We start from the raw sequence: 17,584 nt of genomic DNA, 5'->3' as shown, positions 1-17,584 counted from the left end.
AATATTCTTATTCTCCCGTCAGGAACATCGCTGGACGGGGCTTGTCCCTCCGATGGTCAGATTACCATGTATTGACAGACTTCTGAGATTGGTTCGGTGTGTCTGCTGGACGACTGACAGTGAGCGGCCGTGTTGCCGTTTCTTGCAGTGATGTGACGACGACCACATACTCACCGGGGTCATCTGTAGTCTCTACTTGCGTTGAAAATGATAGTCGTTCGGACTCACCGGGTGTGAGGTTGAGTTGTTTGTGTGCCCGAGACCGTCGAACCGTATCGCCAGTCCCGTTCCGAGAACGTTCGACGAAGCAGTAGATAGACTGCGTTGTCGCATTCCCACCAGTGTTCACAACGGTGGCGTTGACGCGGAGTTGCGATCCGATCGGGACCTGGTCCGGTGCTGTAACGTTCGAGACGGCAAAATACGCCGGACTGGACCCAGTAGCCTCAACGGTGACAGTGAGTTCGACCGAATCGTTGTGTGTCGAGAGTTCATACGTCGCCGGTCCTGTTTCGTTTGGTGCCCTGACGGTATGTGAAACCGTTTGTCTCTCACCGGGTGCCAGGGTGTTGGTCGTTATCGTCTGGGTTTCGTTGTTCCGACGAACCGTTACCGGCGTAGATCCCGGTGATGTCCCATTGTTCTCGACGGTTACACCTACTGCAAACGGTTCGCCAGACGGAGTCGAAGATGGTGCGCTCGCATTTACGATTTCGAACGATGCTGTTGGCGTTTCGGTGGGCGAATCGATGGTGATCGTCCTCGCGGACACTTCGTCGGCAGAAATGCCATGATGGTAGGAGCCAGGCTCAAGCGACGAAGGAACCGGAATTGTGAACGTCACTCTCGTTTGTTCGCCTCCAGCAAGCGTTACACGGCGTTCAGTCGTCATGTTCGTACTCGAAGCATCGAATGCAGTTCCTGGTGGGAGATAAAACACCGACCGGGTCGCCGTTTCGGAGCCAGTGTTGGTGATCGTCGCCGAGACGGTTATCGTCTCGTTTGTCGCCGCGCGCTCGGGAGCCGAGAGATTCGAGACGCCGAAATACGCACCCATCGTGAAGTTCTGCGTCGTCGTCTCGTTCGGTGAAACGACGGGGAACTGTATTGACGTCGCGTTGTAGTCGCTGGCGTTCGCAACGACTGCGTACGTCCCTCGATCGAGGCCATCGAATTCGTAGTAGCCGCTCTCGTTCGTCGTGGTTTCGAAGGCGTTGGCATCCGCATCGGTAACCGTCGCTCCCTCGATCGGCTCGCCCGCACCGTTCAGAACGTACCCCACAATCGTCCCTGATTTCGGGGGAAGCCGAAAGTCGACGCCCGAAACGGTCTCGCCCGGACCAACAGTGACGACCGACTGCGAGTGAAAGCCAGCTGGAGTCTGGCCGATCGAGACGAGATAGTTGCCTGGCGAAACGGCCATCGAGTACTGACCGGAGCCATTGGTCGTGACCCGTTGTGTGGTGTCATCGCTGTCCGTGCTGGTGACCGTGACGTTCTTGAGGGGAGCTCCTGTGTCAGCGGCGACGACACTGCCGGTGATCGTGCCGTTCGCTGGCGAAACAGAAAGATCAGCCGTGGTGGTTTCGTTGTGTGACACTCTCACGGTTCGATTCTGTCCGTGATACCGGTCAGTATCCACACCAAGCTGATGGTCACCGACCGGGACCGCAGCAAGGGTGTACTCGCCATCTGCATTAGTGATCGCCGTTGTTGATCCATTCGTAGTGTTGATCCTGACAGTTACATTCGAGACAGGCGTATTCGTTGTGTTGTCGGTGACAGTGCCAGAGACCCGCCCAGTGGGCATTTGAACCGTTACCGGCGTGCGATTGCGATCGTCACGCGTCTGCACCGAATAAAACCACTGCTCAGTACGATCCAGTCTATATGGAATCGCCGACGAGAATGTGAGCTGTTTGGACTCACCCGGTGTGAGTGACAATCGCTGCGTGGTGTTCGAAGCGGCTGGTGTGCTGGCTGGTGTGTGGTCACCGACCCAGCGGACGGCATTTGCCAGGATTTGATCTGCAGCCCGGGTAAACGACGGATTCTGCACGAAATACTCGCGACCAAACGTAGCGGCAAGCACTGTCGCACTGTCGGAATCGACGGCTACTGCGGGACCACCCAGGTGACTTCCATCTGCACCCACCGTTCCGATCGTACGTCCATCAAAGCCGTGAAACCACGACCGGTCCGCGTACGGACCGTGGTGGATCGCCACCGCCTCGTTTGTTGCTACAACGCTGTTGACGATCGGATGGTCGGTCGTCACGGTCAGATTGACAGGCGATTGTCCCGTATCTGCATCGTTCGTACTCAATGGGTCACCGGTCACAACCGACCGCTCGACAATTGCATCACTGTATGCCCCCCAACTGTCCAGCCAGATGGCCCCCGTGGTGGTGGTATTGAGCCGATCGACAAGCTGCTGAACGTCAAGTGCTCGACGATCGAGGTCCTGAATGACGACAACGTCGTGGGCTTCAACCGCGTCGATAGCATCCTCATCGTCGATCAACGAGATGGTGTGCCGATCGGACAGCGTTGCGTTGAGCGCGGATACCACCTGGTCACCGTAACCGTGATCGGTGTCGACGACAGCCACTGACATGGTTTCTCTTATAAGATCGTAGGTTACCGGCGTCGCCCCGGTTGCATTACCGGTGTTCGTGATCGTCGTGGAGACGGTGACGGGCTCACCAGGGGTTACGGATGAGGGCCCAGAGAGTGCACCGACTCTGAAAAAGGGCGAATCGATTCGTACCGATTGGGTGGCCTGATCAGCTGGTGTTGTTACGACCTGTTCGATCTCCGCACTCTGTTTTGTTGGCGGAATCTGATGGGAAAACGTGACTGTCGTTCTGTCGCCGGCATCGAGCGTTATGTTCCGCTGGTTGGTACCAACGGACTCGAGTGCGGACTCGACGGTGTGGGTCGCGTTTTCGTTGCCAGTGTTTTCGACCGTTACATTCGAGGTCAACGTCTCCCCGGTGGCGATCGATGGTGGCGTCGCAACTGACCGAATCGTGAACGCTCCACCGCGGACAGTCAGCTGATCACCCGCAGCATCCGTTTTGCTCACCACAGCGTGGTGATACTGACCCGGAAGGGCGTCCGGAGTAAACTCGAACGTGACAGTCGTCGACTCTCCAGGACCCAGATCCACCACCTCACTCGCCACCGTATCGTTCTGTCCGAGGTCGGATGCACTGCCAAACCGGTATGAGAGCTCCTCAATGACGCCTCGCCCACCGGTATTAGTAGCCGTGACAGACACCGAGATCGATTCACCGTGTGAAACTGAATCCGGTGAGTCTAACGCCGACAGATTCACCCGACCTGCAGACAGGTCACCGAGGACCGAACGTTGCAGCAATCGTAGGTCTCTGTGAGTAATTTTCCCGTCGCGATCGAGATCTGCCAGCTGCTCGTTGAAATGTGCGTCTTCAGACAAGGAATCGGCAAGATACTGTTGAAGCAGTTGGATGTCATTGACAGAGAGCGATCCGTCTTCGTCAACGTCGCCGATCTGGTGTGTAGGAACCGGATCAAGCGCGGAGACGGCACCGTACGCATCGATAATCCCAGCGCCATATCTGGTGTCGTTGCCGTCACGTGGCGAGCAGTCCGGCGAGCAGTCTTTCGGTTTGGTTGCTGTGGAGTACAGCGCCCGTTTGACTGCCGCGGGCGTCGAATCGTCAGTATCGCTTGACAGCATAAGTGCGATCACTCCAGCAACGTGGGGGGTTGCCATCGAGGTTCCCGAATGGGTGGTGTAACTCCCATTCGGAACCGCACTCTTCACGCCTACGCCGGGTGCCACCACGTCGGGAACGACGTACGTTGCCGGCCATCCCTCTGGTGCGTGGGGGAATGTGGTGTTTGCCTCGACTGTTTTCCCACCAGAAGAGCCCGCGACGCTGCGATCTTCCGCAGTTGAGCCAACTGCGATCGTTTCGTACACCGATCCCGGTGAGCCGGCAGTCCCCGGACCACCATTGCCACTGGCCGCTACGACAACAGTTCCAGCCGCCTCGGCGTTTCTGACCGGATCGATTAGTTCTCCGTCAGCCGATCCGCCGAGACTCATGCTGATCACATCGGCGGAGTTGTTCACAGCCCACTGCATGCCGGCAATCACCTGCACGGTCGATCCGCCACAGCCAAATCCTGTGGATTCGGTCAGCACCGCACCGTGCATCAACTCAGCGTTCGGTGCCACGCCGATCCATTCGCCACTGGCATTACTGCCTGCGACGGTTCCGCTCGTGTGTGTTCCATGGTCGCCACAGACTGCTCGCGGTTGGCTATCCGCGACGCGCCCTCCTGATTGTGTGAACTCCGCCCAGCCACCAGGATACGTGGGATCGGTTGCATCGGCCGTGTGGAGTTCGATATCGGGATGGTCAATGGAGACGCCACTGTCGAGAACTGCAACGGAGACGTCCTCCCCACGGGTGTCATACTCTGACCAGACGGCCGGGGCGTTTACCTGATCGACGCCGAATGTCGTGTTGTATCCACGAGAGGAACTTGCGTTCACTGCTGGAGGACTCGCGGTTGCAGGCTGGGGACGAGGCGACTGTAGCCGTTCGTTGGGTGAGAGCCGTTCGACGCCCTCCACGGTGGCAATTCGGTCCAATTCGACACGCTCGGTGTCGACCGACAGCAACACAATGTTTGAAAGCCAGAGCCGACGCTCAACCGTCACCGACTTGGGATGAGAACGAGCAAACTCGACAACCGGCCGTTGGGTTTCTGTGGCGTGGCGTCGAAGCGTCGTTCGAGTGGATTCATAATCCGTATTCATTGCGGTGTTCGCCGGCTCGAGTTCGACGATCACTTCAACGGTTCCGTTTTCCTGATTGAGCGCCGGAGCAATGGGGGCCCCGCTCTCTGTGGCCGGTGCTTTCAGGCCAGCCATTCGACTGGTCGAATCTGACGGATCAACCCCTGGGATCGGATCGGTGGCCCCAACAGATGCGATCGGTACGAACGTTGCGATGATAACGATGCAAACGACACTGAGTACGACACTGGATCGTCCATGAATCATGGGTACAACTAGTTCTTATTTGACATCCACGCAGTACAACCGAATAATGCATGTACGAGCGATAAAGACATGTTGTGACCGAACATATCTAATTAGATCCGTGCAATATTAAAAATTGGCCCAATACGCCATGAGAATTGTGTAGAACCATATTTCAATGTCTCACAAATATCAAGTAATAATGTGATTCAGTGTACGTGGTGAGCGGTTTGTGCGAGTACGCGCTGAATATTCGAATAAGGCTACCATCAACGGTACCCACGGGGGTATCGAATCTTAGCACAGTTACTACTGTATAAACTGTAAATACTGTGTGCAGTAGTCAGACCGATAATCACTACGAGCTCCACCGAGACCGTTTACTATAATTACAGTAATACCGATATAATTACATTCTATCCACACTCGAACCGTATACAATCCCTAATCGGCTCAAATTTGTTCATTCACCCCAATCATTTACCACTCAGTTAGAGCATCTATAGTAGTTACTATCATGTATTTGAATGTAGTGGACACGACGTGGCGCTCGAAAGAACCGTTCCATAGACGGTACAGAGATCGTTCCAGATTACACCAGACGGCGATTCACAGCATCCATATCCACAGAGATCCCCAACCCGGGCTCCGATGGGACGGTTAGACACCCGTTGTCGAATTCGAATGGCTGATCGAGGATGGTGTCAGCCCAGCTGTAGTAGGTCGTATCGGAAGGAAGCGCGAACCCCGCCATTCCATAGACAGCATGACAGATCGCCGCCGTTCGAATGCCGAGATCGAATCCACAGTGATGAACGGCGGGAATGCCAGCAGCTTCTGTGAGTGCTACTTGCTGGCGAAGTCCACTGAGGCCACCAGCCGGTGTCAGATCGAGCACGGCAACGTCGAGCGCGTTGTGTTCGATGAGAGACTGAAGATTGTGCGGAACGTACGTATCCTCGTTCGGCGCGATCGGCTGTTTGGTCCGATATCTGAGACTTGCCAGCACGTCATGCATGTCGGTCCGAATCGGTTGCTCGAGATACTGCAGATAGATGCCGGCATCCTCAAGCGCACTGGCAACGCGGAGGGCCTGATCGGGCCGCCAACCCTGGTTGGGGTCAAGCCGAAACTCGATCTGACCGTTAGTCGCCGCGTCCATCGCAATGATTCGATCGACATCCGCTCGCCAATCGCGACCGGCCTTTGTTTTGAGAGTCGTGAACCCGGCTTCTTGGGCGGCAATTGCTTTCTCTCGAGACTGTTCGAGCGAGCAGATACCCAGACAGAACGCGAATTCGACCGAACGATCCGTTGATGACAACGAACTGTCCGTCTGTGACGGTGTGTTTCGTCCGCCGAGGAGTTCATACACCGGACGGCCGAGTGCCTGACCAACGATGTCCCAGCACGCCGTTTCGACTGCGGCAAAAAACATCTCCACGTTGGTGTACTCGATGGTCACGCGACGGCGAATCTGCTCAAGGTCGAACGGCGACTGGCCAATCACCTGCTGGGCAACGCCGTCTTCGATGAGTGATTCTGTGGCGCCAGCAGCCAGAAACGGGCGCATTTCACCCCACCCAGAACGGCCATCGCTCGTATCAACACGGACCAGCACCCGTCTCACCGAGGAGATTTCTCGGTGATTCATGACGTACGGAGCGATGCCAAGCGGCGCATCAGCCCCAACGAGCGGTATTTCGACCGTCATCGCCGTGATGTCCGTGATTTCCATATCCACCACTGCAGTTACCGTGATATAAATATACTGGGCACTTCCGATACATTCATCGGGTTTTGACGATAGTAAAGTACTTACCAACCATTACCTATGAGAACATATGTCGGAAAAGGACCGGAATCCACGCCGCATTCGATCGGTACAACATTCGTGTGCGCTATTACGGGCCGTCCAACAACACGATGGTGCAACGGTCTCCGAACTGGCCGAAGACGTTTCGCTCTCGATGGGTGCCGTCCACACACATCTCGCGACGCTCCACGAAGAGGGGCTGATAGTTAAGGAAAATCATAAATACAGATTATCGGAACAGTTCATTATCTACGGAGATTACGCGCGGAATAATTCCGACCTTTTTAGAGCTGGAAAAGCGGTCGCTGATAAGCTCGCCGAGGAGACGGGCGAGTCAATCCACCTCATCGGAGAGCACGAGGGACTCGAAGTGATTTTCTATGAGAGTTTCGGAGAGAAAGCAGCTGGCACTGCATTCTACATCCAGAACAGACAGAATCCCGAGTTACATCTCCATTATTCCGCCGCCGGCAAGGCGATTCTGGCACATCTCCCTGAATCTCGTTGTGAGGAAATTATCCAGCGGTATGGGTTGGTGAGACGAACGGAGCATACCATCACTGACGAACAGACACTGCTGGAGGAACTGGCCCTGATTCGCGAGCGAGGATTCGCCCAGAACGACGAAGAAGCGATCAAGGGCGTCCGGGCGATTGGCGTCCCAGTGATCGGCAAAGACCAAGCGGTAATCGGTGCGATTAGCCTCTCGGCACCCACAACGCGGCTACAGGGTGACGATTTTAACGATACAATGGCCCACCGTGTGATGCAAGCTGCCAACGTGATCAAAATAAACGTCGAGACGAAAACATCTCCGCTCTGATTCCGGCGCGGTCGTGGCTTGCCCTCACCGTCCATTACGCTGGTACTATTGTAATTCCAGAGCGGTGCCCTCACACAGCACACAGGGTTTCGGTATCGTCAAATTCGATTCGGTGTGTGATAATCAGTCCACGGAGTGACGGGTTCCGTAGACGTCTGGATCATCGTGAAGACAGGCCGTCCAGCCGCCATCGACCGGAATCGACGCGCCGGTGACGAATCGTGCCTCCTTGCTGGCCAGAAACGCGGTCATTCCGGCGATATCGGCCGGTCTCCCGTATCGATCCGCAGGGAGTCCTTCGAGCCGGTGTTCGAGCAGTGGATCGTCGCCAGGATCGTCTTTGATCTGTACGGGACCGGGTAAAATCGCGTTCACAGTGATGTTGAGCGGACCAAGGTCGGCGGCCATCGACCGCGTCATCCCATTGAGCCCCGCCTTTGCCACGTTGTACGGAAACCGCTGTGGATCTGATGCCATGGAATGAACGGACGATATATTCACTATTGAACCACCCGCCGGCATCGAATCGATCGCGTGTTTCGACAACAACCAGGGGGCACGGAGGCTGACGTTGATCACGGTTTCCCAGTCGTCAACCGTGCGATCGAGAAATGGTCCGTGGGTCCAGGCAGCCGCGTTATTGACGAGTACGTCGATCGAACCGAACTGATTGACAGTCCGGGTCACGAGCCGTTCGATTGGTTCTATGTCCGCCAGATCAGCTTCAATAAAGGTGGCTGTGGCGCCGCAGTTCTGGATGTCGTCTGCGACTGCCTGGCCGTCAGCAGAAGACCTGCCGGTAACGACAACGTTCGCGTCTTCGTCGGCAAACCGGCGGGCTATTCCCTCCCCAATGCCGCGTGTTGATCCGGTGACGAGCACGGTTTTGCCGCCAAAGCGGTGCATGTCGGAGGGATTGATAGCAGTGTGTAAGCGATCCGAACGTGGTGTCGTGTTTTCAGGTGTCATTGGTGGTAAGTGGTGTTTCGTTAGGGCCAAACAGTGTCGGTTCCGTGCGGACGGTGTCGTACAGCGCGCGTACAGCTGGGTCGTCCAGTGCAGTGATCAGTCGGGTGGTGACACCAGATTCGAAAAACGGCATTTGTTCAGTGTCACGGGCGTGTGCTAACAGCGCATTCACCGACTCCGGCACGAGATACTGGCGTCTGCCGTCGGGCCAGCTCGTTTCGATTATGCGTGCTGGCGAAGGCCGCGACTCGGGGATGTCAGTTTCGTAGGACCGAACAGCGTCCATATTGACAGTGACGCCCAACCCTGGACCATCCGGCACCGACGCCATCCCCGAATCTACCTCGGGGGGATCCTCAAGCAGGGTGGATTCGAAAATTTGGTGGCAGTTGACCGCTGGAAGGCGTGCCTGCTCGAAGACGCCGCCACAGTGAAGCGAGAACGCAGCCGAAATGCCTGTGCCCACGATCTGAATCATGGCAGGAAGATCGGCCTGGGCGGCCACCGTTGCGTGCTTGCGAATCGCCCCAGGGGCGGCATTCAACAACAGCCCATCGCAGACGTCAGCCACAATAGCCTCGAATGGGTCTATCTGTCCGTAATGTAACAGAATCGGCGTCGACAGCGCATCTCGAAGCTGGGCGTACTCCTCGGTTGCACCAGGTTCGATCGGCGTCTCGAAATGGCTGACGAGTGGAAACTGCTCCAGCGTTGGAAGTATATCGAGTGCTTTCTCGGTGGTGTGCAACGTGGCGTTGAAATCAATCGACACGTCGAACCAGTCGGGGACAGACGCCGAAAGCGCCTGCAGCTGTGCTTCGAGGTCGAACCAGGGTCTTCCTTTCACCTTCAGTGTCGTGTAGCCAGCATCGATCGCACGGCCGGCCTCGTGTACCCAGTCTTCCGGTGGCATATCGATACACCACCAGGCGAGCGGCGTCGAGTCATGAACCTGTTCGCCGAGTAACCGATGGATGGGAACGGACTCGGCGCGGCCGATTGCATCGAGTGCGGCAATTTGAATCCCTGGGCCGAGCGAATCGTCGAACGGAACGTCCAGGACATCCGTTCCCTCAAGACGGTCGATCGTCGCTTGCTCTGTCGGACCGTTCATGTAATAGAGCATCGCCTCGCCATGACCGAGGGCACCACAGGCAAGTTCTAGCTCGAACAGTTCGAGATATCTCCAGTGTGGAAGCTCACGACGAAGGTTCCGCCCAGGAACGTCACGAAACGGCACCCTGACTGGAATCTGCTCTATCCGTTCTATCACGCGATCCGTGGCTGTGAGTGCGGTGTTCATTGGTGGATATCTGTGTTGGGCTGCTAATCTCGGCTCGTTCGTGGGTTCGGCGGATCACTGCGATAGCCCTGTCGGTCGGTCGGTGCTGCGTACAATGAGCCATCACCCGTCACGAACAGCGTCCGGTGGTCAGGGCCGCCAAATGTGCAGTTTGTGGGGAACGACCCCGGGAACGGGTGGGTTTCTAGTACCCGGCCGGATGGGGCAAACACGTAGAGCATTGGTCCCGGACCGCTCTCGTCCGATCCCGCCGTGGCTATTACGTTGCCCTCAGCGTCGAGGCACATGCCATCGATACCGCGATGCGGGCCGAAATCGAACAGCACGCGATACTCCCCGAGGCCGCCGTTCTCGATGGGATACGCACGGAGTTCCATCGGGGCGTCCGGTGCAGGGTCGGTCTGAGCGACGTACAGCGTGTCGCCAGCAGGCGAGACCAGGATGCCGTTTGGCTTTGTCGTGTCCGAAGCCACACGTTCTATCTCCCAGCTACCGTTCGATCGGGGATCCGCGCGATACACAGCCTGACAGTCCTGTGGAAGGGCATCGTATTCGCCGTACCGGGGATCGGTAAACCAGAGTCGACCAGTATCGTCGAATCCCAGATCGTTCGGACTGTTGAACGGGGCTCCGTCGTACGTTTCGATCACGGGGGTTTCAGTCCCGTCCACATAGCGAACAATGCGTTTTCCAGGCGGTCCCTGACACGCATACAGCGCCCCATCGGGGCCGATTTTGAGACCATTGGCTTCTCTCGTGTCGGTACGGAACCGTTCTGTTTTGCCGGTGTCGGGAACGTACCGAAGGATTCTACTCGTTGGAATATCTGTAAACAAAATTCCATTTCCATCCCACGTTGGTCCTTCAGTGAACTCAAACGGGCCAGCAACATGTCTGAACTCCCATGGCATATCACGTAGGGAGGGTGGATGAAGGATAAATATACTGGCTTTCCACAACAAAAAGAAATAGAACAACTAGATATCCAACTGCAAAAAGTAGTTACCCGATGAAATAATTGTAGTAACTTTCCTATTATTTCTAGTTAAAAAGTGATGAATAATATCACAACCTACATGTACTTCTGGTCTAACAAATATCTATGCCAACCGATGGCACCAGTGACCTAGACGGCAGTATGGGGATCTCTCGTCGGCAAGCCATCCAGTTGATGGGAACCAGTGCAACGCTGGCACTCGCCGGCTGTGCTGGGGTAACCAACGATGGTGGCGGAGGGGGCGAGGGGGGACTCGCCGACGGCACGCTCACCATGTACGACGAGGCCAACCCGGAGAAGATCCAATGGAACAACTACTACGGGAAAAAGGTAAACTCCCGGGTAGTTCGAAAGCATCTCTTCGATCCACTGGCGAAGGCACCATCGTACACCAGCAAGGTTGACCCGTCTGAAACGGTCGATCATCCGGATCTGCACCCGGTGATGGCCAAAGAGTGGTCCATCGACGGCGAAACTGCCTCGGTGACACTGAAAGACGGCTACAAATGGCACAACGGCGATGATGTGACGGCAAAAGATGTTGTGACGCAGTTTACGATCGAAAAGCATCTCGAACTGCCGACCTGGAGTGCTCTCTCCGGCGTTTCTGCGGCGGACGAGAAGACCGTCGAGTTCTCGCTCGCTTCGACGCCAGTCAACGAGTCGATTCTTTTCGTGCAATTGCTCGCCATCCGACCGCTCACGACACCAGCCAGCATCTACAAAGAGCACGTCAAAAAGCTCGAAAACGGCGGCAAAGCGGCCAAAGAGGAGTTCATCAACACGAAGATCGAAGAGCCAATTGGCAACGGTCCGTTCAAAATCGACGACGTTGCGAGCCAGCAGTACAAGCTGGTAGCTCACGACGGGCACCCAGCGAGCGACGCGATCAACTACGATGTGGAAGTCGCATACGTCGAAGAGGTCGAGCGGATGCAACAGGGGCTCAAAAGCGACGAGCTCGACGCTGTCGAACGGTATCCGGTTCCAAAGAAGGTCCAAAAGGAGTTCCCTGATCACGTCGAGACGTTCCCGTTCCCTGCGGCCGGCGGCGGCTGTATCCTGTTTAATCTCGAAAAAGAGCCGTGGTCGAATCGGAACGTGCGAAAGGCCTTTGCCTGGCTGATCGACCGAAAGAAAGTGGCCGAGAATGCGCTCGACTGGTCGGTGACACCACGAACGATCACCGGGCTCCCACCAGGACTCGTCGAGTCGTGGGTGGGTGGCGACTTCCTCGAAGCAAACTACGAGATCTACGAGCCAAACCAGAAAAAGGCAGAGACACTGCTGAAAGGCGAAGGATTCACCAGAGAGAACGGTACGTGGCTGACACCAGACGGCGAAGAGCTTTCTGCACCGATCGTCGCCCCGAACGCTGGAACGTACGACGACGTCGGTGAGAGCGCTGCAGCGATGTTGTCCGAGTTCGGTATCAACGCCGAACTCGTCACAAAATCGTCCGCTGCATACGGACAGGCCATCGACAATGGCGACTTCGAGCTGGTCGTTACGATGCACGGATCGGGACAGATGCACTACTACACTATCTTACAGGACGACTTCAACAAACGGAAGCTCCCGCCGACCGGGATGTCCATGGAACGGGAGGTGCCAATGCCCGTCGGAAGCCCGGACGGAGACCTGCAGACGGTGAATCTACAGGGGAAGATCGATTCGCTCGTGACGGCAACGTCCGAGAAGGAAACCCAACAGCTGCTCCGCGAGATCACCTGGGTGTACAATCAGGACGTGCCATCGATCAATCCACACTTCTGGGTGGTGACGGATTATCTGACCAGCGACCACTGGGACTATCCTGATCCCACAGACGAAGCGTTCTTCAACGCGGTGCCGCTCACGTTGCCAAAGCTCGGGAAGCTGACCGCAACGGAGAAATAATCAGCGTCAATCACACCAATTCATGAAATGGTTGTACAAGCGGCTGATGCAGTTTGTCATCACGGTGTTCGTAGTGATGACTCTCTCATTCGGGTTGGTTCGGTTTATGCCAGGGGGACCGATGGATTACATCCGTGCGCAAGCACTGGCGAACGCCGGAACGGGGACAACCCGGACGCTCGTCCTCGAAACCTCACGGGAGGCACTGGGATTCACACCGGATGCGCCACTCCACGTACAGTATTTCAACTACATCACGGACATCCTGATGGGCGATCTTGGAATCTCGATCGCCAACGACGAGCCGGTGAGCGCAATCATCGCCGAGGCGCTCCCGTGGACCCTGTTTTTGATGGTGCTGTCGATGACCATCATGTTCGTCGGAGCGATCGTTATTGGCGCGTTTATGGCCTACCGAGAGTCCGGACGACTCGACACCGGACTCACGAGCATCTTTGCCGTCCTCAACTCGACGCCGTACTACATCGTTGCGCTGTTGTTGCTCTCGTATATGGCCTTCGAGCTGAACTGGTTTCCAAAACGGGGTCGCGTCGCCCCGTTTATCGAGCCAGGGTTCACGGTCGAGTTCATATACAGCGCGCTCTATCACGCCACGTTGCCAGTTATCTCCATCGTGATCACTGGAATTGGAGGCATAGCATTACAGATGCGAGGTAACGCGATCCAGATTCTTGGCGAGGATTACCTCCATGTCGGCCGACTGCGAGGCATTCCAGAACGACGGCTGACGTACCGATACGTCGCCCGAAACGCAATCCTGCCGATGTACACACAGTTCATGATCAAACTCGGAACGATGTTCGGTGGAGCAGTGGTGCTAGAGCAAATCTTCACCTACCAGGGGATCGGGAAGTACATGTTCGAGGCGATTAGCATGCGAGATTATCCACTGATGATGGGCTGTTTTCTGGTTATCACGCTCGCCGTCGTCACTGGCGTGTTCATCGCCGATATGACCTATGGCCTGATCGATCCACGAATCTCGACCGGAGGTGAATCGAATGAGTCGTTCTGAAGGGTCCAGTCCGTTTACCACAGTCTCGGACGTTGAACTCAACGACCGCGAGCGGATTGCCCGATGGCTCGAACAGTCCGTTTTCGCCCCAGCGCGGGTACTGCTCAGCGACTGGCGTGGCATCGTGGGCGCGCTCATCGTCTTTGCGTACATCCTTGCGGGCACTGTCGGTGTCTGGCTGATTCCAGAACCGGTCCAGAATCAGGCACCGCGAGAGGCGGTGTGGTTCCAGAGCATGGAGTATATTCTGGGTGCAGACCACATGGGACGGAGTCTGGTGAGCCTGATCGTCCACGGAACGCCAACGATCTTGAAGATGATTCTCGCCGGTGCGGTGTTCACGACCGTGATGGCGACGACCGTCGGCATGCTCTCGGGATATAAAGGAGGACGCGTCGATACCATCCTTTCGACCGTGATGGACGTCTTCATCACGATTCCAGGGCTACCACTGGTGATCGTCCTCGCGACGATGTTCGAACCAAAAAACGTCTATCTCATCGGCATCCTCGTCACGATAAACACCTGGGCCGGGCTCGCACGATCAATCCGGTCGCAGGTGCTGACGATTCGAGGTGAGTACTACGTGGAAGTCTCTAGAACGATGGGTGTTCCGATCCGAACGATACTGAAAGACGATATCTTGCCGAACATCCTCCCATACGTATTCATCAACTTCGTCCTTGCTGGCCGACGCGTGATCTTTAGCTCGGTTGCGCTGTATTTTCTCGGGATTCTTCCGAGGGTAGGATCACACTGGGGTGTGATACTCAATACGGCCTACTCAAACGGGGCGTTGTACACCAGTAGTCTTCGATACTGGATCATCGTCCCGGTGGCAACGATCGTAGTGCTCTCATATGGGCTATTTATCCTCTCACAGGCAGCAGACAGGCTGTTCAACGTCAGACTCCGGGCGAAACACGAATCGACCAGCGAAGAAACGACCGGCATGCCGGCCGATTGAACAACAATTGTGCTCACACGATTGGTGCACAGTTCACCATGGCTACAAGAAATAAGTGGCTGATAAAAAGATAGTGACGAACATTAAAGTATGATGAACACACCCTATGCAATGATGCGTTGTTATAGCGCGGTCGAACGACCCGTCTGTGGAGCCGACTTGGAACGGGACAGTGCGAACACCATAGAGACCTGCCGGAGGCGAACTGATGGCTAACACAGAACCATACCGGACACCGAACGAATCGAATGACACTCCCGTAAAGCTCGAGCTCCGCGATACGTCGGTGTCGTTTTCAATGGACCGCGGTGAATCGCGAGTGCTCGATTCGGTTTCGATGGAGGTGTATGATGGTGAAATTCTCGGTGTCGTTGGCGAATCGGGGAGCGGCAAATCGATGTTTGCCTCGGCGATGCTTGATGCGATCGAAGCGCCAGGAGAGCTCACGGGCGAGGTAGTGTATCACACCGGTGACGGAGAGACGGTGTCAGTGCTCGATCTCTCGCCATCGGAGCTTCGAACACTGCGGTGGGAGTCGATCGCCATGGTGTTTCAGGGCTCTCACAGCTCGTGGAATCCGACGATGTCGATTCGTGGACACTTCAACGAGACGCTTTCCTACCACGACTTCGATGTTGGGGCGGGAATGGACCGTGCAAACCGACTGCTCTCCGAGTTGTATCTCGATCCAGAACGGGTGCTCGAGAGCTATCCCCACGAGCTGTCCGGTGGAATGAAACAACGGGCACTGATTGCGCTCTCGTTGATTCTCAAGCCCGACGTGCTAGTAATGGATGAACCAACGGCCGCACTCGATCTGTTGATGCAGCGCTCGATCATCGCGTTGCTCGATGCGATCCAGGACGAATACGATCTCACGCTGGTGTTCATCACCCACGACATCGAACTCGTTGCGGATCTGGCCGACCGGCTGGCCGTGATGTACGCCTTTGAGATTATCGAGGCAGGCCCGGCAGACCATGTGCTGTTGGATTCGAGCCATCCGTACACCAGGTCGCTCGTCAACTCCACACCCAACCTCGAAACGCCAATCGAGAAAATGCAGCCGATTCCTGGGGAGGCACCCGATCCGGTGAACGTTCCGACGGGCTGTTCGTACAGCCCACGGTGTCAGCTCGCAGACGAACGGTGTCGCACTGAGGATCCGCCGATGATTGATGCGGGCAACGCCCACGAGTCGGCGTGTCACTACGTAGAGCACGTTGATGAGGAGATTCCACTCAGCATTACCGATGTCACTGTTCAGTAACTCAACGAACCCTGAAGAACCAGCGCCGAAAGACGATGCGCCCCTCATTTCGCTCAAGGATGTTGAAGTGCACTTCGAGAGCAATGCCGGCCTTCTGAATCTGTTTTCGGAAAGCCAGGTCGTCAAGGCAGTCGATGGGGTATCTCTCGAGATTGGTTCGAACGATGTCGTTGCTCTGGTCGGCGAGAGCGGGTGTGGCAAAACGACGCTTGGAAAAGCCGCAATCGGCCTCCAGCGACCGACCGGTGGCAGCGTCAACTACCGTGGGCAAGACATCTGGGCTACAAATGACAACGGAACCGGGCCGCTCTCATTTTCGGAGATCCGTCGATCGTTACAGATCATTCACCAGGATCCCGGTGGCGCGCTCAACCCGAACAAGACGGTGCGAGACATTCTCTCTGTCCCAATAAAAACCTGCGAACCGAGTCTCAGCCCCAACGACCGTGAGGCACGGATTCATGGCATGCTAGAGCGCGTTCGAATGAGTCCACCGTCGGACTATGCCGGACGGTATCCACACCAGCTTTCGGGTGGAGAACAACAGCGTGTTGCGCTCATCCGGGCATTGTTGATGAACCCGGATCTAATTCTTGCCGACGAGCCAGTGAGTGCACTCGACGTTTCGCTACGGGTGGATACGATGGATCTCTTACTTGAGCTTCAAGAACAGTTCAACACCTCGTTTTTGTTTATCTCGCATAATATATCCAATGCCAGATATTTGACCGAGAAAACCGGGGGGAGAATCGGTGTCATGTATCTAGGAGAAATCGTAGAGATTGGTACACCTGATGAGATACTACACAATCCACAGCATCCATACACGAAAGTGTTGAGCTGGGCGACCCCCCAGCTAGATTCCAGCGAGAAGATCGGCGATCCCCCAATCCGAACGATCGACATTCCGGATCCAGTCAATCCACCGAGTGGCTGTCAGTTCCACACTCGTTGTCCGAAAGCGACTGAACACTGTACGAATCACAAACCAGCGTTGCAATCAACGAGCGAAACGCACCGCGTGAGCTGCTATCGGTCGTTTGGAGACGCCCACGAGTACTGGGACAGTCCGTCGATCGCAGAGAACGAGACCACCTCAATAACGCAAGACCCGCAACCTCCAGCAAATGACTGCGGCTCACGCTGATTCGTATGCGTATGAGAGATAGACGAGCCCTCCAGAACAGAGACAGAGCATCCCACCGATAGCAAGTGTGATTACGGTGATGTAGTAGCTCGGCGATGGGGGAGAGAGAACCACGAGTAGACCGAACAACAACAGGAGAATAAACAGGGTTGATTGAAAAATAAATGTCCAGACGTGTTTCATCTGAATGAGTTGTTGGGTGAACGACCCAGTCTGCGACCTCATATGTTCCGTTGTGTGGACTGACAGTTGAGTATTGCCATTATCAGCACGAACCTCACATCGACATGATAGTGAGCATTGGATTCTAATTCTT

Annotated in this window: 12 protein-coding genes; 6 read left to right on the top strand and 6 right to left on the bottom strand. The window is 55.8% G+C overall.

Annotated elements, in window-relative coordinates:
• Window positions 1–61: 61 nt before the first annotated feature.
• Window positions 62–5,062 (bottom strand): S8 family serine peptidase, encoded by a 5,001-nt coding sequence (locus tag JXQ78_RS17070; RefSeq protein ID WP_330633046.1) that lies wholly within the window; start codon window positions 5,060–5,062, stop codon window positions 62–64.
• Between the two features lie 571 nt (window positions 5,063–5,633).
• A complete protein-coding gene (locus tag JXQ78_RS17065) occupies window positions 5,634–6,779 on the bottom strand; it encodes a mandelate racemase/muconate lactonizing enzyme family protein (RefSeq protein ID WP_330633045.1) in 1,146 nt (381 codons plus the stop codon).
• 106 nt (window positions 6,780–6,885) lie between these two features.
• On the opposite strand from JXQ78_RS17065, the gene JXQ78_RS17060 reads away from it, so the two are divergent.
• Window positions 6,886–7,680, top strand: coding sequence for an IclR family transcriptional regulator (locus tag JXQ78_RS17060; RefSeq protein WP_330633044.1), 795 nt, complete (start codon window positions 6,886–6,888; stop codon window positions 7,678–7,680).
• 123 nt (window positions 7,681–7,803) lie between these two features.
• On the opposite strand, the gene JXQ78_RS17055 is transcribed toward JXQ78_RS17060, so the two are convergent.
• From JXQ78_RS17055 to JXQ78_RS17045, 3 genes are read right to left on the bottom strand one after another with little or no spacing between them, the layout of a single operon-like run.
• Window positions 7,804–8,649 (bottom strand): SDR family NAD(P)-dependent oxidoreductase, encoded by an 846-nt coding sequence (locus JXQ78_RS17055; protein ID WP_330633043.1) that lies wholly within the window; start codon window positions 8,647–8,649, stop codon window positions 7,804–7,806.
• Window positions 8,639–9,952, bottom strand: a complete 1,314-nt coding sequence (locus JXQ78_RS17050) for a mandelate racemase/muconate lactonizing enzyme family protein (RefSeq protein WP_330633042.1) — start codon at window positions 9,950–9,952, stop codon at window positions 8,639–8,641. The genes JXQ78_RS17055 and JXQ78_RS17050 overlap by 11 nt, the downstream gene beginning before the upstream one ends.
• A gap of 23 nt (window positions 9,953–9,975) precedes the next feature.
• Window positions 9,976–10,863, bottom strand: a complete 888-nt coding sequence (locus tag JXQ78_RS17045; protein WP_330633041.1) for an SMP-30/gluconolactonase/LRE family protein — start codon at window positions 10,861–10,863, stop codon at window positions 9,976–9,978.
• A gap of 191 nt (window positions 10,864–11,054) precedes the next feature.
• Between JXQ78_RS17045 and JXQ78_RS17040 the strand changes: the two genes are divergently transcribed.
• The 5 genes from JXQ78_RS17040 to JXQ78_RS17020 all read left to right on the top strand — a co-directional run bounded on the left by JXQ78_RS17040 (window position 11,055) and on the right by JXQ78_RS17020 (window position 17,268).
• Window positions 11,055–12,848 carry an ABC transporter substrate-binding protein gene (locus tag JXQ78_RS17040; protein ID WP_330633040.1) on the top strand — a complete coding sequence of 598 codons (1,794 nt, stop codon included), beginning with the start codon at window positions 11,055–11,057 and terminating at the stop codon, window positions 12,846–12,848.
• 22 nt (window positions 12,849–12,870) lie between these two features.
• Window positions 12,871–13,884 carry an ABC transporter permease gene (locus tag JXQ78_RS17035; protein ID WP_330633039.1) on the top strand — a complete coding sequence of 338 codons (1,014 nt, stop codon included), beginning with the start codon at window positions 12,871–12,873 and terminating at the stop codon, window positions 13,882–13,884.
• Window positions 13,871–14,851, top strand: coding sequence for an ABC transporter permease (locus JXQ78_RS17030; RefSeq protein WP_330633038.1), 981 nt, complete (start codon window positions 13,871–13,873; stop codon window positions 14,849–14,851). Before JXQ78_RS17035 ends, JXQ78_RS17030 begins: the two co-directional genes overlap by 14 nt.
• Before the next feature lie 208 nt (window positions 14,852–15,059).
• Window positions 15,060–16,121, top strand: a complete 1,062-nt coding sequence (locus JXQ78_RS17025) for an ABC transporter ATP-binding protein (RefSeq protein ID WP_330633037.1) — start codon at window positions 15,060–15,062, stop codon at window positions 16,119–16,121.
• Window positions 16,105–17,268 (top strand): ABC transporter ATP-binding protein, encoded by a 1,164-nt coding sequence (locus tag JXQ78_RS17020; RefSeq protein ID WP_330633036.1) that lies wholly within the window; start codon window positions 16,105–16,107, stop codon window positions 17,266–17,268. The genes JXQ78_RS17025 and JXQ78_RS17020 overlap by 17 nt, the downstream gene beginning before the upstream one ends.
• Here JXQ78_RS17020 and JXQ78_RS17015 read toward each other — a convergent pair.
• The gene (locus tag JXQ78_RS17015; RefSeq protein ID WP_330633035.1) at window positions 17,260–17,493 is read right to left on the bottom strand and encodes a hypothetical protein; all 234 of its coding nucleotides are present in this window, start codon (window positions 17,491–17,493) and stop codon (window positions 17,260–17,262) included. The genes JXQ78_RS17020 and JXQ78_RS17015 overlap by 9 nt on opposite strands.
• Between the last annotated feature and the right edge of the window lie 91 nt (window positions 17,494–17,584).

The sequence above is a fragment of the Halocatena halophila genome, assembly GCA_027563145.1.
GTDB classification, from domain to species: domain Archaea; phylum Halobacteriota; class Halobacteria; order Halobacteriales; family Haloarculaceae; genus Halocatena; species Halocatena halophila.
Note: the sequence above shows the minus strand (reverse complement) of the source record. Positions and strands in the feature narration are given on the sequence as shown.

Excerpts from the sequence above, each read along its gene's own strand:
- JXQ78_RS17025 (WP_330633037.1), top strand. The coding sequence starts at position 15,060 with ATGGCTAACACAGAACCATACCGGACACCGAACGAATCGAATGACACT.
- JXQ78_RS17050 (WP_330633042.1), bottom strand. The coding sequence starts at position 9,952 with ATGAACACCGCACTCACAGCCACGGATCGCGTGATAGAACGGATAGAG.
- JXQ78_RS17030 (WP_330633038.1), top strand. The coding sequence starts at position 13,871 with ATGAGTCGTTCTGAAGGGTCCAGTCCGTTTACCACAGTCTCGGACGTT.
- JXQ78_RS17020 (WP_330633036.1), top strand. The coding sequence starts at position 16,105 with ATGTCACTGTTCAGTAACTCAACGAACCCTGAAGAACCAGCGCCGAAA.
- JXQ78_RS17035 (WP_330633039.1), top strand. The coding sequence starts at position 12,871 with ATGAAATGGTTGTACAAGCGGCTGATGCAGTTTGTCATCACGGTGTTC.
- JXQ78_RS17040 (WP_330633040.1), top strand. The coding sequence starts at position 11,055 with ATGCCAACCGATGGCACCAGTGACCTAGACGGCAGTATGGGGATCTCT.
- JXQ78_RS17060 (WP_330633044.1), top strand. The coding sequence starts at position 6,886 with ATGTCGGAAAAGGACCGGAATCCACGCCGCATTCGATCGGTACAACAT.
- JXQ78_RS17065 (WP_330633045.1), bottom strand. The coding sequence starts at position 6,779 with ATGGAAATCACGGACATCACGGCGATGACGGTCGAAATACCGCTCGTT.
- JXQ78_RS17070 (WP_330633046.1), bottom strand. The coding sequence starts at position 5,062 with ATGATTCATGGACGATCCAGTGTCGTACTCAGTGTCGTTTGCATCGTT.
- JXQ78_RS17055 (WP_330633043.1), bottom strand. The coding sequence starts at position 8,649 with ATGACACCTGAAAACACGACACCACGTTCGGATCGCTTACACACTGCT.
- JXQ78_RS17045 (WP_330633041.1), bottom strand. The coding sequence starts at position 10,863 with ATGCCATGGGAGTTCAGACATGTTGCTGGCCCGTTTGAGTTCACTGAA.
- JXQ78_RS17015 (WP_330633035.1), bottom strand. The coding sequence starts at position 17,493 with ATGAGGTCGCAGACTGGGTCGTTCACCCAACAACTCATTCAGATGAAA.